Here is a 20,894-nt window from a genome sequence, read left to right as displayed (position 1 = left end):
TTTTAATTTGTTCATAAATTCATTGTGATGATCTTGTTAGAAAGTCATTGCGTTTCAAGGTGAGTTATGATATATTAAATGACGGCTATAAAGTCAATACACACATAATTAATTAAAATATAGAGGGTGCAAATAAATCTATTTGTCTTTATATGAGTTAGTTATGGAGGTAAATAACCAATAGGAGGAATTTTAAAATGGCAGTAATTTCAATGAAACAATTACTAGAAGCCGGTGTTCACTTCGGTCACCAAACACGCCGTTGGAACCCAAAAATGAAAAAATATATCTTCACTGAAAGAAATGGTATCTATATCATTGATTTACAAAAAACAGTGAAAAAAGTTGAAGAAGCTTATAACTTCATCAAACAAGTATCTGAAGATGGCGGTAAAGTCTTATTCGTAGGTACTAAAAAACAAGCACAAGAATCAGTTAAAGCTGAAGCAGAACGTGCTGGTCAATTCTACGTTAACCAAAGATGGTTAGGTGGAATCTTAACTAACTACAAAACAATCTCTAAACGAATTAAACGTATTTCTGAAATCGAGAAAATGGAAGAAGACGGTTTATTCGAAGTATTACCTAAAAAAGAAGTTGTTGAACTTAAAAAAGAATATGACCGTTTAATTAAATTCTTAGGCGGTATTCGTGATATGAAATCAATGCCTCAAGCATTATTCGTTGTTGACCCTCGTAAAGAGCGCAACGCTATTGCTGAAGCACGTAAATTAAATATTCCTATCGTAGGTATTGTTGACACTAACTGTGATCCAGATGAAATCGATTACGTTATCCCAGCAAACGATGATGCTATCCGTGCCGTTAAATTATTAACTGGTAAAATGGCAGATGCTATCTTAGAAGGTCAACAAGGTGTATCTAATGAAGAAGTAGCTGCAGAACAAAACATCAATTTAGATGAAAAAGAAGAATCTGAACAAGCAGAAACAACTGAAGACAACACTTCTGTTGAATCAAACTAAGATATAGTTTAAATGGGTGATAAGATACTAATGCTTATCACCTTTTTTTAAAAGTAAAATAAATAATTATAGAGTATTGGAAATATAACCTAAAATAATGGTAAAATTTGGGTATATCAATAAATACAATTATATACATTGGAGGAATAATTAATGGCAATTTCAGCAAAACTTGTTAAAGAATTACGTGAAAAAACAGGCGCAGGTATGATGGATTGTAAAAAAGCGCTAACTGAAACTGATGGAGACATCGATAAAGCAATCGACTACTTACGTGAAAAAGGTATTGCTAAAGCAGCTAAAAAAGCTGACCGTATCGCAGCTGAAGGTCTTGTACACGTAGAAGTTAAAGGAAACGAAGCAGCAATCGTTGAAATCAACTCTGAAACTGACTTCGTTGCTCGTAATGAAGGTTTCCAAGAATTAGTTAAAGAAATTGCTAACCAAATTCTTGATAGTAAAGCTGAAACAGTTGATGCTTTAATGGAAACTAAATTATCTAATGGTAAAACTGTTGATGAAAGAATGAAAGAAGCTATCTCTACAATTGGTGAAAAATTAAGCATTCGTCGTTTTGCTATCAGAACTAAAACTGACAATGATGCATTTGGTGCATACTTACACATGGGTGGACGCATCGGTGTATTAACTGTTGTTGAAGGTTCTACTGATGAAGAAGCTGCTAAAGATGTAGCTATGCACATTGCTGCAATCAACCCTAAATATGTTTCTTCTGATCAAGTAAGCGAAGAAGAAATCAACCACGAAAGAGAAGTATTAAAACAACAAGCATTAAACGAAGGTAAACCAGAAAATATCGTTGAAAAAATGGTTGAAGGTCGTTTACGTAAATATTTACAAGAAATTTGTGCTGTAGATCAAAACTTCGTTAAAAACCCAGATGAAACAGTTGAAGCATTCTTAAAATCAAAAGGTGGTCAACTTGCTGACTTCGTTCGCTATGAAGTAGGCGAAGGAATGGAAAAACGCGAAGAAAACTTCGCTGAAGAAGTTAAAGGACAAATGAAATAATCTGTCATAAAGTTTAACAAGGAAGAAGACACCTATTACGTTTCCTTTCTATTAGTTGCATAGCTATAGAAAGAAGCCATCCGTGTCTTCTTTACTTATATATTTTTACATATTTTTACTATAGAGAGGATAAGAAAATGGCTCAAACTTCTAAATATAAACGTGTAGTCTTGAAATTGAGTGGTGAAGCATTAGCAGGTGATAAAGGATTTGGTATTAATCCAATCATCATTAAAAGTGTAGCAAAACAAGTTGCTGAAGTTGCTAAAATGGACTGTGAAATCGCAGTTATCGTTGGTGGCGGAAATATTTGGAGAGGTAAAACAGGTAGTGACTTAGGTATGGATCGCGGTACAGCTGACTATATGGGTATGTTAGCGACTGTGATGAATGCTTTAGCTTTACAAGATAGCTTAGAACAGTTAGATTGTGATACACGTGTTTTAACTTCTATTGAAATGAAACAAGTTGCTGAACCATATATTCGTCGTCGTGCAATTCGACACTTAGAGAAAAAACGCGTTGTTATCTTTGCAGCTGGTATTGGCAACCCTTACTTCTCAACAGATACAACAGCAGCTTTACGTGCGGCTGAAGTAGAAGCAGATGTAATTTTAATGGGTAAAAATAATGTAGATGGCGTATATTCAGCAGATCCTAAAGTTGATGAAAATGCCGTTAAATATGAACATTTAACACATATACAAATGTTACAAGAAGGATTACAAGTAATGGATTCAACAGCTTCATCATTCTGTATGGACAATAATATTCCATTAAATGTATTCTCAATTATGGAAGAAGGAAATATTAAACGTGCCGTAATGGGTGAAAAAATCGGAACGTTGATTACAAAATAATCTAGAGGTGTAAAAAATGAGTGACATAATTAAAGATACAAAAGCTAGAATGCAAAAATCTATCGACAACTTATCACGTGAATTAGCTAATATTAGTGCAGGTAGAGCAAATTCAAACTTATTAAACGGTGTAACTGTTGATTACTATGGCGCGCCAACGCCTGTTCAACAACTAGCAAGTATTAGTGTGCCAGAAGCACGTTTGTTAGTGATTTCACCATACGATAAAACTTCTGTAGATGACATCGAAAAAGCGATTATCGCAGCAAATTTAGGTGTCAATCCAACTAGTGATGGCGAAGTAATTCGTATTTCAGTTCCTGCTCTTACTGAAGAAAGACGTAAAGAATTAGTTAAAGATGTTAAAAAAATTGGTGAGGATGCAAAAGTTTCAATTAGAAACATTCGTCGCGACATCAATGATCATCTTAAAAAACAAGAGAAAAATGGAGACATCACTGAAGATGATTTAAGAAGTCAAACTGATGATGTTCAAAAAGCTACTGATAATTCAATTAAAGAAATTGGCCAATTAATAGATGACAAAGAAAAAGATATTATGTCTGTTTAATCACATAATTTCAAAAATAAAATATTTAAGATATTGATGTCATAGGACACCTTATATGGTCATAATAATAAAATCATATCAATTGATTTAAATGTATAGTTGTTTTTATAACTATTCCTCTAGACACCAATAATCTTTTTAGTCTAAACTGTACCGAGTAGGACTTTGGTACAGTTTTTTTATTTGCTTATTCAATGGAATAAATGAGTATGATAAAATGATAGATGATTGTTTAATTAACGTATAGAATAAAACAGAGATGATCAGGCTCGGAGGAAAGACCATGTTTAAAAAGCTAAAAAATAAAAATAAAACTGAGAATAATCTAGACAATGATTTAGATTTACATAATATACCTGAACATGTTGCTATCATTATGGATGGAAATGGTCGATGGGCTAAAAAACGTAAAATGCCACGTATTAAAGGCCATTATGAAGGGATGCAAACAATCAAGAAAATTACTCGAGAAGCGAGTAATATTGGTATTAAGTACTTAACACTTTATGCTTTCTCTACTGAGAATTGGTCTAGACCTGAAAGCGAAGTTAATTATATTATGAATTTGCCTGTTAATTTCCTTAAGACATTTTTACCAGAATTAATTGAGAAAAATGTTAAAGTCGAAACGATTGGGTTTAATAATGGATTACCTAAATCCACAATTGAAGCAATTGATTATGCCAAAGACAAGACAAAACATAATACAGGCCTAACACTTGTTTTTGCTATAAATTATGGTGGACGTGCAGAAATTATTCAGAGTATGAAAGAGATTTATGAAGAATTACAAACCAATAATCAAAGTGCTAATGCTATAGATGAAGAATTATTTAATAAGCATTTAATGACTCACAATTATCCTGATCCAGAATTATTAATTCGTACCTCTGGTGAGCAGAGAATTAGTAACTTTTTAATTTGGCAAGCTTCATACAGTGAATTTATATTCAATGAGAAGTTATGGCCAGATTTCGATGAGAATGAATTGAAAGAATGTATAAAAATTTATCAATCACGCCAAAGACGTTTTGGGGGATTAAGTGAGGAGTAGAGTATGAAAGTAAGAACATTAACTGCAATTATAGCCTTATTAATATTCTTGCCTATCCTTCTTAAAGGTGGCATGGTATTAATGCTATTTGCTTACTTGTTAGCATTAATTGCTTTAAAAGAATTATTAAACATGAATATGATCAAATTCTTATCTATACCAGGACTGATCAGTGCACTCGCATTGATTATTATCATGTTACCTCAAGATGCGGGAGAATGGGTTCAAACGATTCAACTCAAAAGTTTAATTGCTATGAGTTTTATACTGCTAAGTTATACTGTATTATCTAAAAATAGATTTAGTTTCATGGATTCAGCATTTTGTTTAATGACAGTAGCATATGTAGGTATTGGATTTATGTATTTCTATGAAACTCGTTCAGAAGGTTTACATTACATATTATTTGCATTCTTAATCGTTTGGTTAACTGACACAGGGGCATATATTTTTGGTCGTTTAATGGGTAAACATAAACTTTGGCCAGTCATTAGTCCGAACAAAACAATCGAAGGATTTATCGGAGGAATTATTTGTAGTTTGCTAGTCCCTTTAATTATGCAATTCTTCGTTAATTTCCAATTAAATATTTGGCTTTTATTACTTATCACAGTCATATTGAGTATGTTTGGCCAATTAGGTGATTTAGTTGAATCTGGATTTAAACGTCATTTTGGTGTGAAAGATTCAGGTCGTATTCTTCCAGGGCATGGTGGTATTCTAGACAGATTTGATAGTTTCATGTTTGTTTTACCACTGTTAAATATTTTATTAATTCAAATTTAAATCGCACAGTCTATAAAATAAAATAGATGTTATAATAAAGGAGTTATTGAGATATTGAGGCGTAATCAATATTTCTTAACTCCTTTTAATCACTACCACATTTTTAAATTTCAAACGACAACTATACATATCAATTTGAGAATGAATCTAAGCGTATTATAATGTTTTATATTGCCAATTTATTACAATGCTTAGATTATTTCTAAAAATTAAAACACAATATCAATAGAGGTGTAGCGCATGAGCATTTTAATAACAGTAGTTGCATTTATCATCGTATTTGGCGTGCTCGTAACTGTACACGAATACGGTCATATGTTCTTTGCGAAGAGAGCAGGTATCATGTGTCCCGAATTTGCTATCGGCATGGGGCCTAAAATTTTTAGTTTTAGAAAAGATGAAACATTATATACGATACGATTATTACCTGTAGGTGGTTATGTCAGAATGGCTGGTGATGGTCTAGAAGAACCACCCGTTCAACCAGGTATGAACGTGAAGATAAAATTAAACGATAATGATGAAATTACGCATATCATCTTAGATGACCAACATAAATTCCAACAAATCGAAGCAATAGAAGTTAAAAAATGTGACTTCAAAGATGATTTATATATTGAAGGAATTACGTCGTACGACGATGAAAGACATCACTATCCTATAGCTAAAAAAGCATATTTCGTAGAGAATGGTAGTCTTATTCAAATTGCACCACGAGATAGACAATTTGCACATAAGAAACCACTCCCTAAGTTTTTAACATTATTTGCAGGACCGCTATTCAACTTTATCTTAGCGTTGGTTCTATTTATAGGTTTAGCATATTATCAAGGGACGCCTACGAATACAATTGGAGAAGTAGTGAAGCATTCACCTGCCGATGAAGCTGGACTACATAAAGGTGATAAAATAGTTCAAATCGGTAGCCAAAAAATTAATGATTTTAGTGAAATCAAAAAAGTTTTAGATGAAAACAAAACATCTAAAACAACAATTAAAGTTCAAAGAGATCATCATACAAAAACGATGCAACTGGAACCTAAAAAAGTAAATACTAAAATTAGCAAGAATAAGAGTCAAACGAGCTATCAAATTGGTTTTGCACCTAAGACGGAACATAGCATATTCAAGCCAATTAGCTATGGAATTTATAATTTCTTTGATAAAGGTAAATTAATTTTTACAGCGGTTGTTGGTATGATTGCGAGCATCTTTACAGGTGGATTCTCATTCGACATGCTCAATGGACCTGTAGGTATTTACCATAATGTGGACTCAGTAGTTAAGTCTGGTATTATAAACTTAATAGGCTATACAGCGCTATTGAGTGTAAACCTAGGTATCATGAATTTATTACCTATACCAGCGTTAGACGGTGGTCGAATCTTATTTGTATTATATGAGGCCATTTTCAGAAAGCCAATAAATAAAAAAGCCGAAACTGCAATTATTGCAACAGGTGCACTATTTGTAGTTATCATTATGATAATAGTGACGTGGAATGACATACAACGGTATTTCTTATAATTAGGGAGGAAAATAGAGAATGAAGCAATCTAAAGTATTTATACCAACGATGAGAGAAGTTCCTGCTGAAGCTGAAGCATTAAGCCATAGATTATTGCTTAAAGCAGGGTTAATTAAACAAAGTACCAGTGGAATATATAGTTATTTACCACTTGCAACACGCGTTTTAAATAATATTTCTAAAATTGTGCGTGAAGAAATGGAAAGTATAGACGCGGTAGAGATACTAATGCCTGCATTACAACAAGCAGAATTATGGGAAGAATCTGGACGTTGGGGAGCATACGGTCCTGAATTGATGCGCTTAAAAGATAGAAATGGACGAGAATTCGCATTAGGGCCTACACATGAAGAAGTTGTAACATCTCTAGTTAGAGATGAGTTAAAATCATATAAACGATTACCTCTTACATTATTCCAAATCCAATCTAAATTCCGTGATGAAAAGAGACCACGTTTTGGTTTGCTTAGAGGTCGTGAGTTCATTATGAAAGATGCTTATTCTTTCCACGCAGATGAAGCTTCTTTAGATGCGACTTATCAAGACATGTATAATGCGTATAGCAGGATCTTTAAACGTGTTGGTATTAATGCACGTCCAGTCGTTGCTGATTCCGGAGCGATTGGTGGGAATCACACACATGAATTCATGGCATTAAGTGAAATCGGTGAAGATACAATTGTTTATAGTAATGAAAGTGAATACGCTGCTAATATTGAAAAGGCAGAAGTCGTTTATCATCCTTCTAAAAAACATACCGAAACAGCAGAACTAACAAAAATTGAAACACCTCATGTTAAAACTGCACAAGAATTAGCAGATTTCTTAAATCGTCCGCTAGATGAAATTGTTAAGACAATGATATTCAAAGTGGATGGCGAATTCATCATGGTTCTTATTAGAGGCCATCATGAATTAAATGATGTTAAATTAAAATCATATTTTGGAACAGACCATGTAGAAATGGCTACTCAAGATGAAATTGTAAATCTTGTAGGCGCAAATCCAGGTTCTCTTGGCCCTATCCATAATAAAGAAATTAAAATTTATGCAGACAATTATGTTCAAGACTTAAATAATCTTGTCGTAGGTGCTAATGAAGACGGTTATCATTATGTGAATGCGAATGTTGGAAGAGATTTTGAAATTGATCAATATGGTGATTTTAGATTTATTTTAGAAGGCGAAATGCTAAGCGATGGTTCTGGAGAAGCTCAATTTGCTGAAGGAATCGAAGTAGGGCAAGTGTTCAAATTAGGAACAAAATATTCAGAAGCTATGAATGCGACTTTCTTAGACAACCAAGGTAAAGCGCAACCATTAATTATGGGTTGTTATGGTATTGGTATCTCTAGAACACTTAGTGCAATTGTTGAACAAAATAACGATGAGAATGGTATTATTTGGCCTAAATCAGTGACACCTTTTGAATTACACCTTATTACGATTAATCCTAAAAGGATGAGCAACGTGAATTAGGTAATCAACTCTATTCTCAACTGAATGGACGATACGATGTTCTTTACGATGACAGACAAGAAAGAGCAGGCGTGAAATTCAATGATGCCGATCTAATTGGTCTACCACTCCGTGTTGTTGTCGGTAAAAGAGCTGGTGAAGGCATCGTGGAAGTTAAACAACGCTTAAACGGTGAAAGTGAAGACGTCCATATTGATGATTTAGAAAACTATTTAAAAAGTTTATATGAAAATTTAAAATAAGCAATGATGAAATGATTGTAATAACTTAAATAGGGCAGGATGACGAATTCTTAAATAAGGATTCTAACCTGCTCTTCTTTATTGTTTAAATTTCAATCAATTTCTCATGAAAATTAACTCAATGAGTAGTATAATATGAATCAAATTTGCTTTAACACTTTTGCATAAAAATCGAAATATTTCCAAATAAAGCATACGTTAAATTATTTTTAGTAAAAGTATTAAATATTTAAGGTGGTTATTATTTTGGCAATGACAAATCAAGAAAAATTCAAAGTACTTGCCGATCAAATTAAAATATCGAATCAATTAGAGTCTGACATTCTTCAAGAAGGAGAGCTGACTCGCATTGATGTCTCCAACAAAAACAGAACATGGGAATTTCAAATTTCATTACCACGCTTTCTCTCTCATGAAGATTATCTATTATTTACTCATGCAATTGAAGAAGAATTTAAAGAAATAGCCACGGTTACAATACATTTCTCAATTAAAGACACGCATAACCAAGATGAACACGCATTAAAATATTTTGCCCATTGTATTGATCAAACTGGATTATCACCTAAAGTAAAAGGTCAACTTAAACAGAAGAAGTTGATTATGTCTGGCAACGTCATTAAAGTTTTAGTTTCTAATGATATTGAACGTAATCACTTCGATAAAGCGTGTAACGGCAGCTTAGTAAAAGCATTCCAAAAATGCGGTTTCAATATCGATAAAGTTGTATTTGAAACGGATACGTCAAACCATGATGATGATTTAGCATCTTTAGAAGCGCATATTCAACAAGAAGATGAACAAAGCGCTAGAGAAGCAACTGAGAAATTAGAAAAAATGAAAGCTGAAAAAGCCAAACAACAGGACAACAACGAAAGTACTGTTGATAAATGTCAAATTGGTAAGCCTATCCAAGTTGAAAATCTGCGTTCAATTGAGTCTATCATTGAAGAAGAATTTAAAGTAGCCATTGAGGGCGTTATCTTCGATATTAACTTAAAAGAATTAAAAAGCGGACGTCATATTGTAGAACTCAAAGTTACAGACTATACGGATTCTCTAGTTTTAAAAATGTTTACACGTAAAAATAAAGATGATTTAGATCATTTCAAAGCACTTAGTGTAGGTAAATGGGTAAGAGCTCAAGGTCGAATTGAAGAAGATTCATTCGTTCGTGATTTAGTGATGATGATGTCTGACATTGAGGAAATCAAGAAAACTCCGAAAAGAGATAAAGCAGACGAAAAACGTGTTGAATTTCATTTACATACAGCGATGAGTCAAATGGATGGTATTCCAAATATAAGTTCATATGTTGAACAAGCTGCGGAATGGGGACATTCTGCGATTGCGGTCACGGATCACAATGTTGTACAAGCCTTTCCAGATGCGCATAATGCTGCTGAGAAACACGGCTTGAAAATGATTTATGGTATGGAAGGCATGCTTGTTGATGATGGCGTTCCTATTGCATACAAACCAACAGATCGTAATTTAAAAGATGCGACGTATGTTGTGTTCGACGTTGAAACAACGGGTCTATCCAATCAGTACGATAAAATTATTGAATTAGCAGCAGTTAAAGTACATGATGGTGAAATTATTGATAAATTTGAACGTTTTAGTAATCCACACGAACGTTTGTCAGAAACAATCATTAATTTGACGCATATTACTGATGATATGCTGACAGATGCGCCGGAAATTGAAGAAGTATTAACTGAATTTAAAGAATGGGTTGGAGACGCCATTTTTGTAGCGCATAATGCGTCATTCGATATGGGCTTCATCGATACAGGTTATGAACGTTTAGGTTTCGGTCCATCAACAAACGGTGTTATTGATACACTCGAACTTTCTCGTACGATTAATACAGAGTATGGTAAACATGGTTTGAATTTCCTTGCTAAAAAGTATGGCGTCGAACTCACACAACACCATAGAGCCATTTATGATACAGAGGCTACGGCCTACATTTTCATTAAAATGGTTCAACAAATGAAGGAGCTAGGTGTTAACAACCATAACGAAATTAATAAAAAACTTACGAATGAAGATGCATATAAAAGAGCTCGACCATCACATGTCACATTAATCGTTCAAAACCAAGAAGGACTTAAAAACTTATTTAAGATTGTTAGTGCCTCTTTAGTTCAATATTATTATCGTACTCCACGAATTCCGCGTTCTCTTTTAAATGAATATAGAGAAGGAATATTAGTGGGAACCGCATGTGACGAAGGTGAGTTATTTACTGCAGTAATGCAGAAAGATCAATCAGAAGTTGAAAAAATTGCAAAGTATTATGACTTTATCGAAGTTCAACCGCCAGCCCTTTATCAAGATTTAATGGATAGAGAATTGATTAGAGATAAAGAAACATTGATTGAGATTTATAAGCGATTAATTGAAGCTGGCGAAAGTGCCAACATCCCAGTTATTGCAACAGGTAATGCGCATTATTTATATGAACATGATGCGATAGCGAGAAAAATATTAATCGCTTCTCAACCAGGTAATCCATTGAATCGTTCTACATTACCAGAAGCTCATTTTAGAACAACTGATGAAATGTTAGATGAGTTTCACTTTTTAGGAGAGGAAAAAGCGCACGAGATTGTTGTAAAAAATACAAACGAGTTAGCTGATCGTATTGAGAGAGTCGTGCCAATTAAAGATAAATTGTTCACTCCGAGAATGGAAGGCGCGAATGATGAAATTCGTGAGTTAAGCTATTCTAATGCTAAAAAATTATATGGTGAAGACTTACCACAAATTGTTATAGATAGATTAGAGAAGGAATTGGCAAGTATTATCGGTAACGGATTCTCAGTTATCTATTTAATTTCCCAACGTTTGGTTAAGAAATCACTCGATGATGGATATTTAGTAGGCTCTCGTGGTTCCGTAGGTTCAAGTTTCGTAGCAACGATGACTGAAATCACTGAGGTTAATCCATTGCCACCGCACTATATCTGTTCTCATTGTAAGACAAGTGAGTTCTTCGATGATGGTTCCGTAGGTTCAGGGTTTGACCTTCCCGATAAAAAATGTCCAACATGTGGAAATGATTTAATTAAGGAAGGACAGGATATTCCCTTCGAGACATTCTTAGGATTCAAAGGGGACAAAGTACCTGATATTGACTTAAACTTTAGTGGTGAATATCAACCGAATGCACATAACTATACGAAAGTACTATTTGGTGAAGACAAAGTATTCCGTGCTGGAACGATAGGTACAGTAGCAGAAAAAACAGCATTCGGATTTGTCAAAGGCTACTTGAACGACCAAGGCATTCATAAGCGTGGTGCAGAAATTGATAGATTAGTCAAAGGATGTACAGGTGTCAAACGTACAACAGGTCAGCATCCAGGGGGATTATCGTAGTACCAGATTACATGGATATTTATGATTTCACACCGATTCAATTCCCGGCGGATGACCAAAGTGCGGCTTGGATGACAACACACTTTGACTTCCACTCTATCCATGATAATGTACTTAAACTCGATATACTTGGACACGATGATCCAACGATGATTCGTATGCTTCAAGACTTGTCTGGCATAGATCCTAAAACAATTCCAGTTGATGATAAAGACACGATGCAAATTTTCAGTGGCCCTGAAAGTCTAGGTGTTACGGAAGATGAAATTTTATGTAAGACAGGAACTTTTGGTGTTCCTGAATTTGGTACAGGGTTTGTTAGACAAATGTTGGAAGATACAAAGCCAACGACATTTTCAGAACTTGTTCAAATATCAGGATTATCTCACGGTACTGACGTATGGCTTGGAAATGCGCAAGAGTTAATAAGACAAGGTATTTGTGACTTATCAAGCGTTATAGGCTGTCGTGACGATATCATGGTTTATCTTATGTATGCTGGTTTAGAGCCATCAATGGCATTTAAAACGATGGAATTTGTGCGTAAAGGTCGTGGTTTAACTGATGAAATGGTTGAAGCGATGAAGGCAAATGATGTGCCAGACTGGTATTTAGATTCTTGTCGTAAGATTAAATACATGTTCCCGAAAGCACACGCGGCTGCTTATGTACTTATGGCGGTTAGAATTGCTTATTTCAAAGTTCATCATCCATTATATTACTATGCAGCATACTTTACGATCAGAGCCTCTGACTTTGATCTCATTACTATGATTAAAGATAAAACAAGTATTCGTAATACAGTTAAAGACATGTATTCAAGATATATGGATTTAGGTAAAAAAGAAAAAGACGTGTTAACTGTACTTGAGATTATGAATGAGATGGCACATCGTGGTTATCGTATGCAACCCATCAGTCTAGAAAAAAGTCAGGCGTTTGACTTCATTATTGAAGGAGATACGCTTATCCCACCATTCGTGGCAGTTCCAGGACTAGGTGAAAATGTTGCCAAACGAATTGTAGAAGCACGTGAGGAAGGACCATTCTTATCTAAAGAAGATTTAAATAAGAAGGCCGGTTTATCTCAAAAAGTTATTGATTACTTAGATGAAATGGGCTCATTACCTGACTTACCAGATAAAGCACAACTTTCAATCTTTGATATGTAATGATTTAATGAAAAAGATTTTTTTAAATACAAATAAATCACAACACAACTATCTACATCTGATGAAATTTGTTTAGTATCAATAGTTATGATATACTTAAATTGTGTAAAAAATGATTAAACTCAGGCAGAAGAGTGGGCATATACCCGCTCTTTTCTATTTGCCAAAAAAGGAGGCCTGTATGAGTAAAGTTACTGAACAAGTAGAATCAATCATTCAACCTATCTTAGACGACTTAAAATTTGAACTTGTTGAAATTGAATATGTTAAAGAAGGTAAAGACCGTTTTCTAAGAATTTCCATTGATAAAGAAGGCGGTGTAGATTTAAACGATTGTACGCTAGCTTCTGAAAAAATTAGTGAAGCTATGGATGAAAATGACCCTATCCCCGAAATGTATTATCTTGATGTGGCTTCTCCAGGAGCAGAAAGACCTATTAAAAAAGATAAAGACTTTCACAATGCGGTAACTCAACCGGTGTTTATCTCACTTTATGCTCCAATTGAAGGTGAGAAAGAATGGTTAGGCATTTTACAATCTGTTGATGATGACAATATTGTTATGGAAGTAAAAGAGAAATCTAAAACTAAACAAATTGAAATACCAAGAAATAAAATAGCAAAAGCACGTCACGCTGTTATGATTTAACGTGATGAGGAGGAAAAACTGTGTCAAGTAATGAATTATTATTAGCTACTGAATATTTGGAAAAGGAAAAGAAAATTCCTAGAGAAGTACTTATCGATGCAATTGAAGCAGCATTAATTACTGCTTATAAGAAAAATTACGACAGTGCAAGAAATGTTAGAGTTGAATTAAATATGGACGAAGGTTCATTTAGAGTTATTGCACGTAAAGAAGTAGTAGAAGAAGTTTTTGATGATAGAGAAGAAGTAGACTTAAGTACAGCTTTAGTAAAAAATCCTGCTTATGAAGTTGGAGATATTTACGAAGAAGATGTAACACCTAAAGACTTTGGTCGTGTAGGTGCGCAAGCAGCTAAACAGGCCGTGATGCAAAGATTAAGAGATGCTGAAAGAGAAATCTTATACGATGAATTTATTGATAAAGAGGAAGATATCTTAACAGGTGTGATTGACCGTGTTGACCATCGTTATGTATACGTGAACTTAGGTCGTATTGAAGCGGTATTATCAGAAGCGGAAAGAAGTCCTAATGAAAGTTATATTCCTAATGAACGAATTAAAGTTTATGTGAACAAAGTTGAACAAACGACTAAAGGTCCTCAAATTTATGTTTCAAGAAGCCATCCAGGTTTATTAAAACGTTTATTCGAACAAGAAGTTCCAGAAATTTATGACGGAACAGTGATTGTTAAATCTGTTGCTCGTGAAGCAGGTGACCGTTCTAAAATCAGTGTATATTCAGAAAATCCTGACATTGATGCTGTTGGCGCATGTGTAGGTTCTAAAGGTGCACGTGTTGAAGCGGTAGTAGAAGAACTTGGTGGAGAGAAAATTGACATTGTGCAATGGAATGAAGATCCGAAAGTATTCGTAAGAAATGCTTTAAGTCCATCACAAGTTTTAGAAGTGATTGTAGACGAAGAAAATCAATCAACAGTTGTTGTAGTTCCAGATTATCAATTATCTTTAGCAATTGGTAAACGTGGTCAAAATGCTCGTTTAGCTGCTAAGTTAACAGGCTGGAAGATTGATATTAAATCTGAAACAGATGCACGTGAAGCAGGTATTTACCCAATCATTGAGTCAGAAGAAGTAGCAGATGAAATTGTTAACACTGGCGATGAAGATGTAGAATTTGATGATGTTAATTTAGAAGAATCTAACTTAACTACGGCAGAATTAGCTGCAGAAACGGATGAAGAAACAGAAGAAGATAAGAATACAGAAGAATAGATTGGAGTGACTATTTATGAAGAAGAAAAAAATTCCAATGAGAAAATGTATTATATCTAACGAAATGCATCCTAAGAAAGATATGATTCGTGTAGTCATCAATAAAGAAGGTGAAATATTTGCCGATGCGACTGGTAAGAAACAAGGTCGTGGCGCATATGTTTCTAAAGATGTTCCTTTAGTTGAAAAGGCACAACAAAAAGAATTGCTTGAAAAATATTTCAATGCTTCTAAAGAAACACTTGAACCAGTATATAAAGAAATTATTCGTTTAATTTATAGAGAAGAGATTCCTAAATGACGAAAGATCAAATATTTAATTTTCTTGGTTTAGCAATGAGAGCAGGCAAAATAAAAAGTGGAGAATCTGTAATTCTAAGCGACATTAAAACTAATAAAATTAAACTCGTCATTGTTGCAACTGATGCCTCTGATAACACATTAAAAGTTATGAAAAATAAGAGCGAGAGCAATCAAATTCCACTAAGAAGCTTTGGAACGAGAGTTGAATTAGGGATAGCACTTGGTAAAGGCGAGAGAGTAAATATTGGTGTAACCGATAATGGTTTTGCAAAAAAATTGTTATCAATGATAGATGAATATCGTAAGGAGTGATTATATGAGTAAAAAAAGAATTTACGAATATGCGAAAGAATTGAATCTAAAGAGTAAAGAGATTATAGATGAGTTAAAAAGTATGAATGTTGAAGTGTCTAACCATATGCAAGCTTTAGAAGACGACCAAATTAAAGCTTTAGACAAAAAGTTCAAAAAAGAACAAAATAATGACAACAAACAAAATACTCAAGATAATCACCAAAAATCTAATAGCAAACAAAATCAAAACAATAAAGGCAAACAACAAAACAAAAATAACCAACAACAAAAAGGTAACCAACAATCTAATCAAAACAAGAAAAACGGACAAAACAACAAAGGCAAGCAACAAAATAAGAATAATAAAAACAATAAAAATAATAAGAACAACAAGAATAATAAACAACAAAACCAAACTTCAGAACCAAAAGAAATGCCTTCTAAAATCACTTACCAAGAAGGAATTACAGTTGGTGAATTAGCTGAAAAATTAAATGTTGAATCTTCAGGCATTATTAAGAAATTATTCTTACTAGGTATCATGGCTAATATTAACCAATCATTAGATGAAGAAACATTAGAATTAATTGCTGAAGACTATGGTGTAGAAATCGAACAAGAAGTTGTCATTGATGAAGAAGATTTATCGATTTATTTCGATGATGAAAGCGAAGACCCAGATGCAATTGAAAGACCAGCTGTAGTTACAATCATGGGGCACGTTGACCACGGTAAAACAACATTATTAGATTCTATTCGTCATACGAAAGTAACTGAAGGAGAAGCAGGCGGTATTACTCAACATATCGGTGCTTATCAAATTGAAAATGCTGGTAAGAAAATTACTTTCTTAGATACTCCAGGACACGCTGCATTTACAACAATGCGTGCACGTGGGGCACAAGTCACTGATATTACTATTCTAGTTGTAGCAGCAGATGATGGCGTGATGCCACAAACTATCGAAGCGATTAATCACGCGAAAGAAGCAGAAGTACCAACAATTGTTGCGGTAAATAAAATTGATAAACCGACAGCTAACCCAGATCGTGTTATGCAAGAATTAACTGAATACGGTTTAATCCCTGAAGACTGGGGTGGCGATACAATTTTCGTACCACTTTCAGCTTTAAGTGGAGACGGCATTGAAGATTTACTTGAAATGATTGGCTTAGTAGCAGAAGTTCAAGAATTAAAAGCAAATCCTGAAAAACGTGCTGTCGGTACGGTTATTGAAGCAGAACTTGATAAATCACGTGGGCCTGCTGCATCATTATTAGTACAAAATGGTACTTTAAATGTTGGAGATTCAATTGTAGTCGGTAATACGTATGGTCGTATTCGTGCTATGGTAAATGACTTAGGTAAACGTATTAAATCAGCTGGTCCATCTACGCCAGTCGAGATTACTGGTATCAATGATGTGCCACTTGCGGGTGATCGTTTCGTCGTATTTAGTGATGAAAAACAAGCACGCCGTATCGGTGAAGCGCGTCATGAAGCAAGTGTGATTCAGCAACGTCAAGAAAGTAAAAATGTTTCATTAGATAACTTATTTGAACAAATGAAACAAGGCGAAATGAAAGACCTTAACGTAATCATCAAAGGTGACGTTCAAGGTTCTGTAGAAGCATTAGCAGCTTCATTAATGAAAATTGATGTTGAAGGCGTTAATGTACGCATTATTCATACAGCTGTCGGTGCGATCAATGAATCTGACGTGACATTGGCAAATGCTTCTAACGGTATTATTATCGGATTTAACGTTCGTCCAGATGCAGGTGCAAAACGTGCTGCTGAAGCGGAAAATGTTGATATGAGATTACACCGTGTTATCTATAATGTTATCGAAGAAATCGAATCTGCTATGAAAGGTTTACTTGACCCAGAATACGAAGAACAAGTTATCGGACAAGCAGAGGTACGTCAAACATTCAAAGTATCTAAAGTTGGTACAATTGCAGGTAGTTATGTAACAGAAGGTAAAATCACACGTAACGCAGGTGTACGTGTTATAAGAGATGGTATTGTCTTATTCGAAGGTGAGTTAGATACACTTAAACGTTTCAAAGATGACGCTAAAGAAGTAGCTCAAGGTTATGAATGTGGTATTACCATCGAAAAATATAACGACCTTAAAGAAGGCGACATTATCGAAGCATTTGAAATGGTTGAAATCCAAAGATAATGAATTAGAATATCATGCCAATCTCCTCGCTATTAAATACAAATAGGGAGGAGATTTTTGAATCAATCACATTGCTAAAAAGCGCATTATTTAATAAAATATAATCTACTTGAGCGTGGATAATTTTAAAAAATAAATGTATTAAAAGAGGTGAAATGAAGATGAGTAATATGAGAGCTGAACGTGTTGGCGAACAAATGAAGCAAGAAATTATGGATATTGTAAACACTAAAGTAAAAGATCCTAGAGTTGGATTTCTTACGATTACAGATGTTGAATTAACGAATGACCTATCACAAGCAAAAGTTTATTTAACTGTATTAGGAAATGAAAAAGAAGTAGATAATACATTTAAGGCACTTGAAAAAGCGAAAGGCTTTATCAAATCCGAGTTAGGTTCAAGAATGCGTTTAAGAATTATTCCTGATTTAACATTTGAATATGATGAATCAATCGAATACGGTAATAAAATTGAACGTATGATTCAAGATTTACACAAAGAAGATAAATAATCATTTATGAAAGTAGGTACGCGTATTCACAAAAGAAATTGTTGAATCACTACCTACTATTTTTATGTATTATTTTCAGTCAAATAGAGTTTAAGAGATGTTATAATAATTAAGGTTAAAGTAACGTTGAGTAAAAGGTGTGACAAAATGTATAACGGTATATTACCTGTATTTAAAGAAAGAGGTTTAACAAGCCACGATGTTGTTTTTAAACTAAGAAAGATTTTAAAAATGAAGAAAATTGGACATACGGGTACACTTGATCCTGAAGTAAATGGTGTACTTCCAGTTTGTTTAGGTCATGCTACGAGGGTCAGTGATTACGTGATGGATATGGGTAAAACGTATAAAGCAACTGTCACACTAGGCATGAGTACGACTACTGAAGATCAAACAGGGGATATATTAGAAACTAAGCGTATTAAAGCAGAAGATGTTTCAGAACAAGACATAGATCATACGCTTGAGCAATTTTTAGGTCTTATAAAACAAATTCCCCCTATGTATTCTTCAGTGAAGGTTAAAGGTAAAAAGCTATACGAATATGCTCGAAATAATGAGGAAGTAGAAAGACCAATCAGGCACGTCTATATCAAATCTATTCAAAGAATTTCTGAACTAACCTTCGAAGGTGAACAGTGTCATTTCGATATTGAAGTTACATGTGGTAAGGGTACGTATATTAGAACTTTAGCTACTGATATTGGTGCCAGTCTTGGCTTTCCTGCGCATATGTCACTTTTAACTCGCATCGCTTCAGGCGGTTTTAAGCAAGAGGCCAGTTTAACACTTGATCAAATTAAAGTATTGCATGAGCATGATTCATTACAAGAAAAGTTGTTTCCTATAGAATATGGTTTGAAAGGATTACAACACATTGAAGTCAGTGATGATGAACTCAAGAAGCGGATCTTAAATGGTCAGAAATTCAATAGTCATGAATTTCAGTATGAATTTGAGGAGCAATTTGTGTTTATCGATAACCACACAAATAAAGCGCTTGCTATATATATGATTCATCCGGAAAAAGCGCACGAAATTAAACCGAAAAAAGTTTTTAACTAAAGGAGCAATTTATTTATGAAAGTGATAGAAGTAACCCATCCTATTCAAAAGGAACAGTTAATCAATGAAGATGTAGCGATGGCGTTTGGTTTCTTTGATGGTATGCATAGAGGTCATGACAAAGTTTTTCAAACTTTAGACCATAAAGCCAAAGAAAGTAATTTGAAAAAAGCTGTAATGACGTTTGACCCTCATCCATCAGTAGTGCTAAATCCCGAGCGTAAACGTACAACATATTTAACACCACTTTCAGATAAATTGGAAATGATTGCGCAACATGATATTGATTATTGTATTGTCATTAACTTTTCTTCAAGATTTGCAAGTGTAACTTCCGAAGCATTTATTCAAGAATATGTGATTAATAATCATGTTAAAGAAGTGATTGCAGGTTTCGACTTTACTTTTGGTAAATTTGGTAAAGGGAATATGACTGTTTTACAAGAATCTGAAGAATTCAATACTACCATTGTAGGTAAGCAAGAAATGGGTTCTGAAAAGATATCTACAACAGCTATTAGAGAGGCATTAACTGAAGGTAATTTAAGAAAAGCAAATGAAGCGTTAGGTTACTTATATAGAATTAAAGGCACAGTTGTACAAGGAGAAAAACGTGGCAGAACGATTGGTTTCCCTACAGCTAATGTACAACCGAGCGATGATTACGTGCTACCTAAAAAAGGTGTCTATGCCGTGAGTATGGAGATAGGTCCAGAGAGTAAATTGTATAGAGGGGTAGCCAATGTGGGAGTAAAACCTACATTCCATGATCCAGCTAAAGCTGAAGTAGTGATTGAAGTAAATATTTTTGACTTTGATGAAAATATTTATGGTGAAAGGGTTACAGTTTATTGGCATCACTTCTTAAGACCAGAAGTTAAATTTGAGGGCATAGATCCATTAGTTGAACAGATGAATGAAGATAAAGCTAAAGCGAAATATTTATTATCTGTTGATTTCGGTGATGATATATCGTATAATATTTAAAGTTGAGGAAGAAAAGAGTAGGGAATTTAAAGTTTATGCTCTGGGAAACCGATTAACGGCGTCCCAAAAGCAGGATTTTCGGCAGTAACTTTCACAACCCGGCAAAATTGTTTCTCAAATTTTGCTCATCATTCGGTTCTGCTTAAACCTTAAACACTTTTGTCCCGAACTCACTTCTAAAATACCTTTTTCTTAGTAGGTCGAGTCTCCGACGCCTAACTCAGATTAAGGAGTAAAAAAATTTTAAGGAGGAAATTGATTATGGCAATTTCACAAGAACGTAAAGATGAATTAATTAAAGAATACCGTGTACACGAAACAGATACTGGTTCACCAGAAGTACAAATCGCTGTTTTAACTGCAGAAATCGCTGCGTTAAACGAACACTTACGTGAACACAAAAAAGACCACCATTCTCGTCGTGGACTATTAAAAATGGTAGGTCGTCGTAGACACTTATTAAACTACTTACGTAGTAAAGATATTCAACGTTACCGTGAATTAATTAAATCATTAGGTATCCGTCGTTAATCTTAATATAGAATTAGGAAAGCACCAGTTGGA

The 20,894-nt window shown here is 34.2% G+C and carries 16 protein-coding genes and 2 pseudogenes; all 18 read left to right on the top strand.

The window, feature by feature from the left end; translation table 11 throughout:
• Positions 1-197: 197 nt before the first annotated feature.
• Positions 198-986, top strand: coding sequence for a 30S ribosomal protein S2 (gene rpsB / locus HMPREF3264_RS07315; protein WP_002442555.1), 789 nt, complete (start codon positions 198-200; stop codon positions 984-986).
• Between the two features lie 153 nt (positions 987-1,139).
• Positions 1,140-2,018: a translation elongation factor Ts gene (tsf, locus tag HMPREF3264_RS07310; protein WP_002442557.1), complete on the top strand. Its 879-nt coding sequence runs from the start codon at positions 1,140-1,142 to the stop codon at positions 2,016-2,018.
• A 137-nt stretch (positions 2,019-2,155) separates the two neighbouring features.
• Positions 2,156-2,878 carry a UMP kinase gene (gene pyrH, locus HMPREF3264_RS07305; RefSeq protein ID WP_002436299.1) on the top strand — a complete coding sequence of 241 codons (723 nt, stop codon included), beginning with the start codon at positions 2,156-2,158 and terminating at the stop codon, positions 2,876-2,878.
• Positions 2,879-2,894: 16 nt separating this feature from the next.
• Positions 2,895-3,449, top strand: coding sequence for a ribosome recycling factor (frr, locus tag HMPREF3264_RS07300; RefSeq protein ID WP_070872733.1), 555 nt, complete (start codon positions 2,895-2,897; stop codon positions 3,447-3,449).
• A 283-nt stretch (positions 3,450-3,732) separates the two neighbouring features.
• A complete protein-coding gene (locus HMPREF3264_RS07295; RefSeq protein WP_037541408.1) occupies positions 3,733-4,503 on the top strand; it encodes an isoprenyl transferase in 771 nt (256 codons plus the stop codon).
• A 3-nt stretch (positions 4,504-4,506) separates the two neighbouring features.
• Complete coding sequence (locus HMPREF3264_RS07290) at positions 4,507-5,289, top strand: phosphatidate cytidylyltransferase (RefSeq protein ID WP_002442562.1); 783 nt, start codon at positions 4,507-4,509, stop codon at positions 5,287-5,289.
• Between the two features lie 240 nt (positions 5,290-5,529).
• Positions 5,530-6,816 carry an RIP metalloprotease RseP gene (rseP, locus tag HMPREF3264_RS07285; RefSeq protein WP_070872732.1) on the top strand — a complete coding sequence of 429 codons (1,287 nt, stop codon included), beginning with the start codon at positions 5,530-5,532 and terminating at the stop codon, positions 6,814-6,816.
• Positions 6,817-6,835: 19 nt separating this feature from the next.
• Positions 6,836-8,538, top strand: a pseudogene (locus HMPREF3264_RS07280) (proline--tRNA ligase).
• A 252-nt stretch (positions 8,539-8,790) separates the two neighbouring features.
• Positions 8,791-13,100 (top strand): annotated as a pseudogene (locus HMPREF3264_RS07275) (PolC-type DNA polymerase III).
• Positions 13,101-13,281: 181 nt separating this feature from the next.
• On the top strand, positions 13,282-13,749 hold the full coding sequence (gene rimP / locus HMPREF3264_RS07270; RefSeq protein WP_037541410.1) for a ribosome maturation factor RimP: 468 nt from the start codon (positions 13,282-13,284) through the stop codon (positions 13,747-13,749).
• 20 nt (positions 13,750-13,769) lie between these two features.
• Entirely contained in the window at positions 13,770-14,981 is a 1,212-nt protein-coding gene (gene nusA / locus HMPREF3264_RS07265; RefSeq protein WP_070872730.1) for a transcription termination factor NusA, read from the top strand.
• 16 nt (positions 14,982-14,997) lie between these two features.
• Positions 14,998-15,282, top strand: coding sequence for an RNase P modulator RnpM (rnpM, locus tag HMPREF3264_RS07260; RefSeq protein WP_002442571.1), 285 nt, complete (start codon positions 14,998-15,000; stop codon positions 15,280-15,282).
• A complete protein-coding gene (locus HMPREF3264_RS07255) occupies positions 15,279-15,596 on the top strand; it encodes a L7Ae/L30e/S12e/Gadd45 family ribosomal protein (RefSeq protein ID WP_002442572.1) in 318 nt (105 codons plus the stop codon). Before rnpM ends, HMPREF3264_RS07255 begins: the two co-directional genes overlap by 4 nt.
• A gap of 4 nt (positions 15,597-15,600) precedes the next feature.
• Positions 15,601-17,766 carry a translation initiation factor IF-2 gene (gene infB, locus HMPREF3264_RS07250; RefSeq protein ID WP_044466282.1) on the top strand — a complete coding sequence of 722 codons (2,166 nt, stop codon included), beginning with the start codon at positions 15,601-15,603 and terminating at the stop codon, positions 17,764-17,766.
• 161 nt (positions 17,767-17,927) lie between these two features.
• Positions 17,928-18,278, top strand: coding sequence for a 30S ribosome-binding factor RbfA (gene rbfA / locus HMPREF3264_RS07245; protein ID WP_037541413.1), 351 nt, complete (start codon positions 17,928-17,930; stop codon positions 18,276-18,278).
• 147 nt (positions 18,279-18,425) lie between these two features.
• Positions 18,426-19,343, top strand: a complete 918-nt coding sequence (truB, locus tag HMPREF3264_RS07240) for a tRNA pseudouridine(55) synthase TruB (RefSeq protein ID WP_070872728.1) — start codon at positions 18,426-18,428, stop codon at positions 19,341-19,343.
• Positions 19,344-19,358: 15 nt separating this feature from the next.
• Complete coding sequence (gene ribF, locus HMPREF3264_RS07235) at positions 19,359-20,330, top strand: riboflavin biosynthesis protein RibF (protein ID WP_070872726.1); 972 nt, start codon at positions 19,359-19,361, stop codon at positions 20,328-20,330.
• 261 nt (positions 20,331-20,591) lie between these two features.
• A complete protein-coding gene (gene rpsO / locus HMPREF3264_RS07230) occupies positions 20,592-20,861 on the top strand; it encodes a 30S ribosomal protein S15 (RefSeq protein WP_002442583.1) in 270 nt (89 codons plus the stop codon).
• The last annotated feature ends 33 nt before the right edge of the window (positions 20,862-20,894 follow it).

The sequence above is a fragment of the Staphylococcus sp. HMSC62A08 genome (genome assembly GCF_001839105.1).
Taxonomy (GTDB): Bacteria; Bacillota; Bacilli; order Staphylococcales; family Staphylococcaceae; genus Staphylococcus; species Staphylococcus caprae.
The sequence above is the reverse complement of the archived record's forward strand: the minus strand, read 5'-3'. Positions and strand labels throughout refer to the sequence as shown.

Bases quoted from the DNA above. Each gene is read 5' to 3' on its own strand.
- HMPREF3264_RS07290 (WP_002442562.1), top strand. From the start codon at position 4,507: ATGAAAGTAAGAACATTAACTGCAATTATAGCCTTATTAATATTCTTG.
- truB (WP_070872728.1), top strand. From the start codon at position 18,426: ATGTATAACGGTATATTACCTGTATTTAAAGAAAGAGGTTTAACAAGC.
- frr (WP_070872733.1), top strand. From the start codon at position 2,895: ATGAGTGACATAATTAAAGATACAAAAGCTAGAATGCAAAAATCTATC.
- rpsB (WP_002442555.1), top strand. From the start codon at position 198: ATGGCAGTAATTTCAATGAAACAATTACTAGAAGCCGGTGTTCACTTC.
- infB (WP_044466282.1), top strand. From the start codon at position 15,601: ATGAGTAAAAAAAGAATTTACGAATATGCGAAAGAATTGAATCTAAAG.
- ribF (WP_070872726.1), top strand. From the start codon at position 19,359: ATGAAAGTGATAGAAGTAACCCATCCTATTCAAAAGGAACAGTTAATC.
- rseP (WP_070872732.1), top strand. From the start codon at position 5,530: ATGAGCATTTTAATAACAGTAGTTGCATTTATCATCGTATTTGGCGTG.
- pyrH (WP_002436299.1), top strand. From the start codon at position 2,156: ATGGCTCAAACTTCTAAATATAAACGTGTAGTCTTGAAATTGAGTGGT.
- HMPREF3264_RS07255 (WP_002442572.1), top strand. From the start codon at position 15,279: ATGACGAAAGATCAAATATTTAATTTTCTTGGTTTAGCAATGAGAGCA.
- HMPREF3264_RS07295 (WP_037541408.1), top strand. From the start codon at position 3,733: ATGTTTAAAAAGCTAAAAAATAAAAATAAAACTGAGAATAATCTAGAC.
- tsf (WP_002442557.1), top strand. From the start codon at position 1,140: ATGGCAATTTCAGCAAAACTTGTTAAAGAATTACGTGAAAAAACAGGC.
- rpsO (WP_002442583.1), top strand. From the start codon at position 20,592: ATGGCAATTTCACAAGAACGTAAAGATGAATTAATTAAAGAATACCGT.
- rnpM (WP_002442571.1), top strand. From the start codon at position 14,998: ATGAAGAAGAAAAAAATTCCAATGAGAAAATGTATTATATCTAACGAA.
- rbfA (WP_037541413.1), top strand. From the start codon at position 17,928: ATGAGTAATATGAGAGCTGAACGTGTTGGCGAACAAATGAAGCAAGAA.
- rimP (WP_037541410.1), top strand. From the start codon at position 13,282: ATGAGTAAAGTTACTGAACAAGTAGAATCAATCATTCAACCTATCTTA.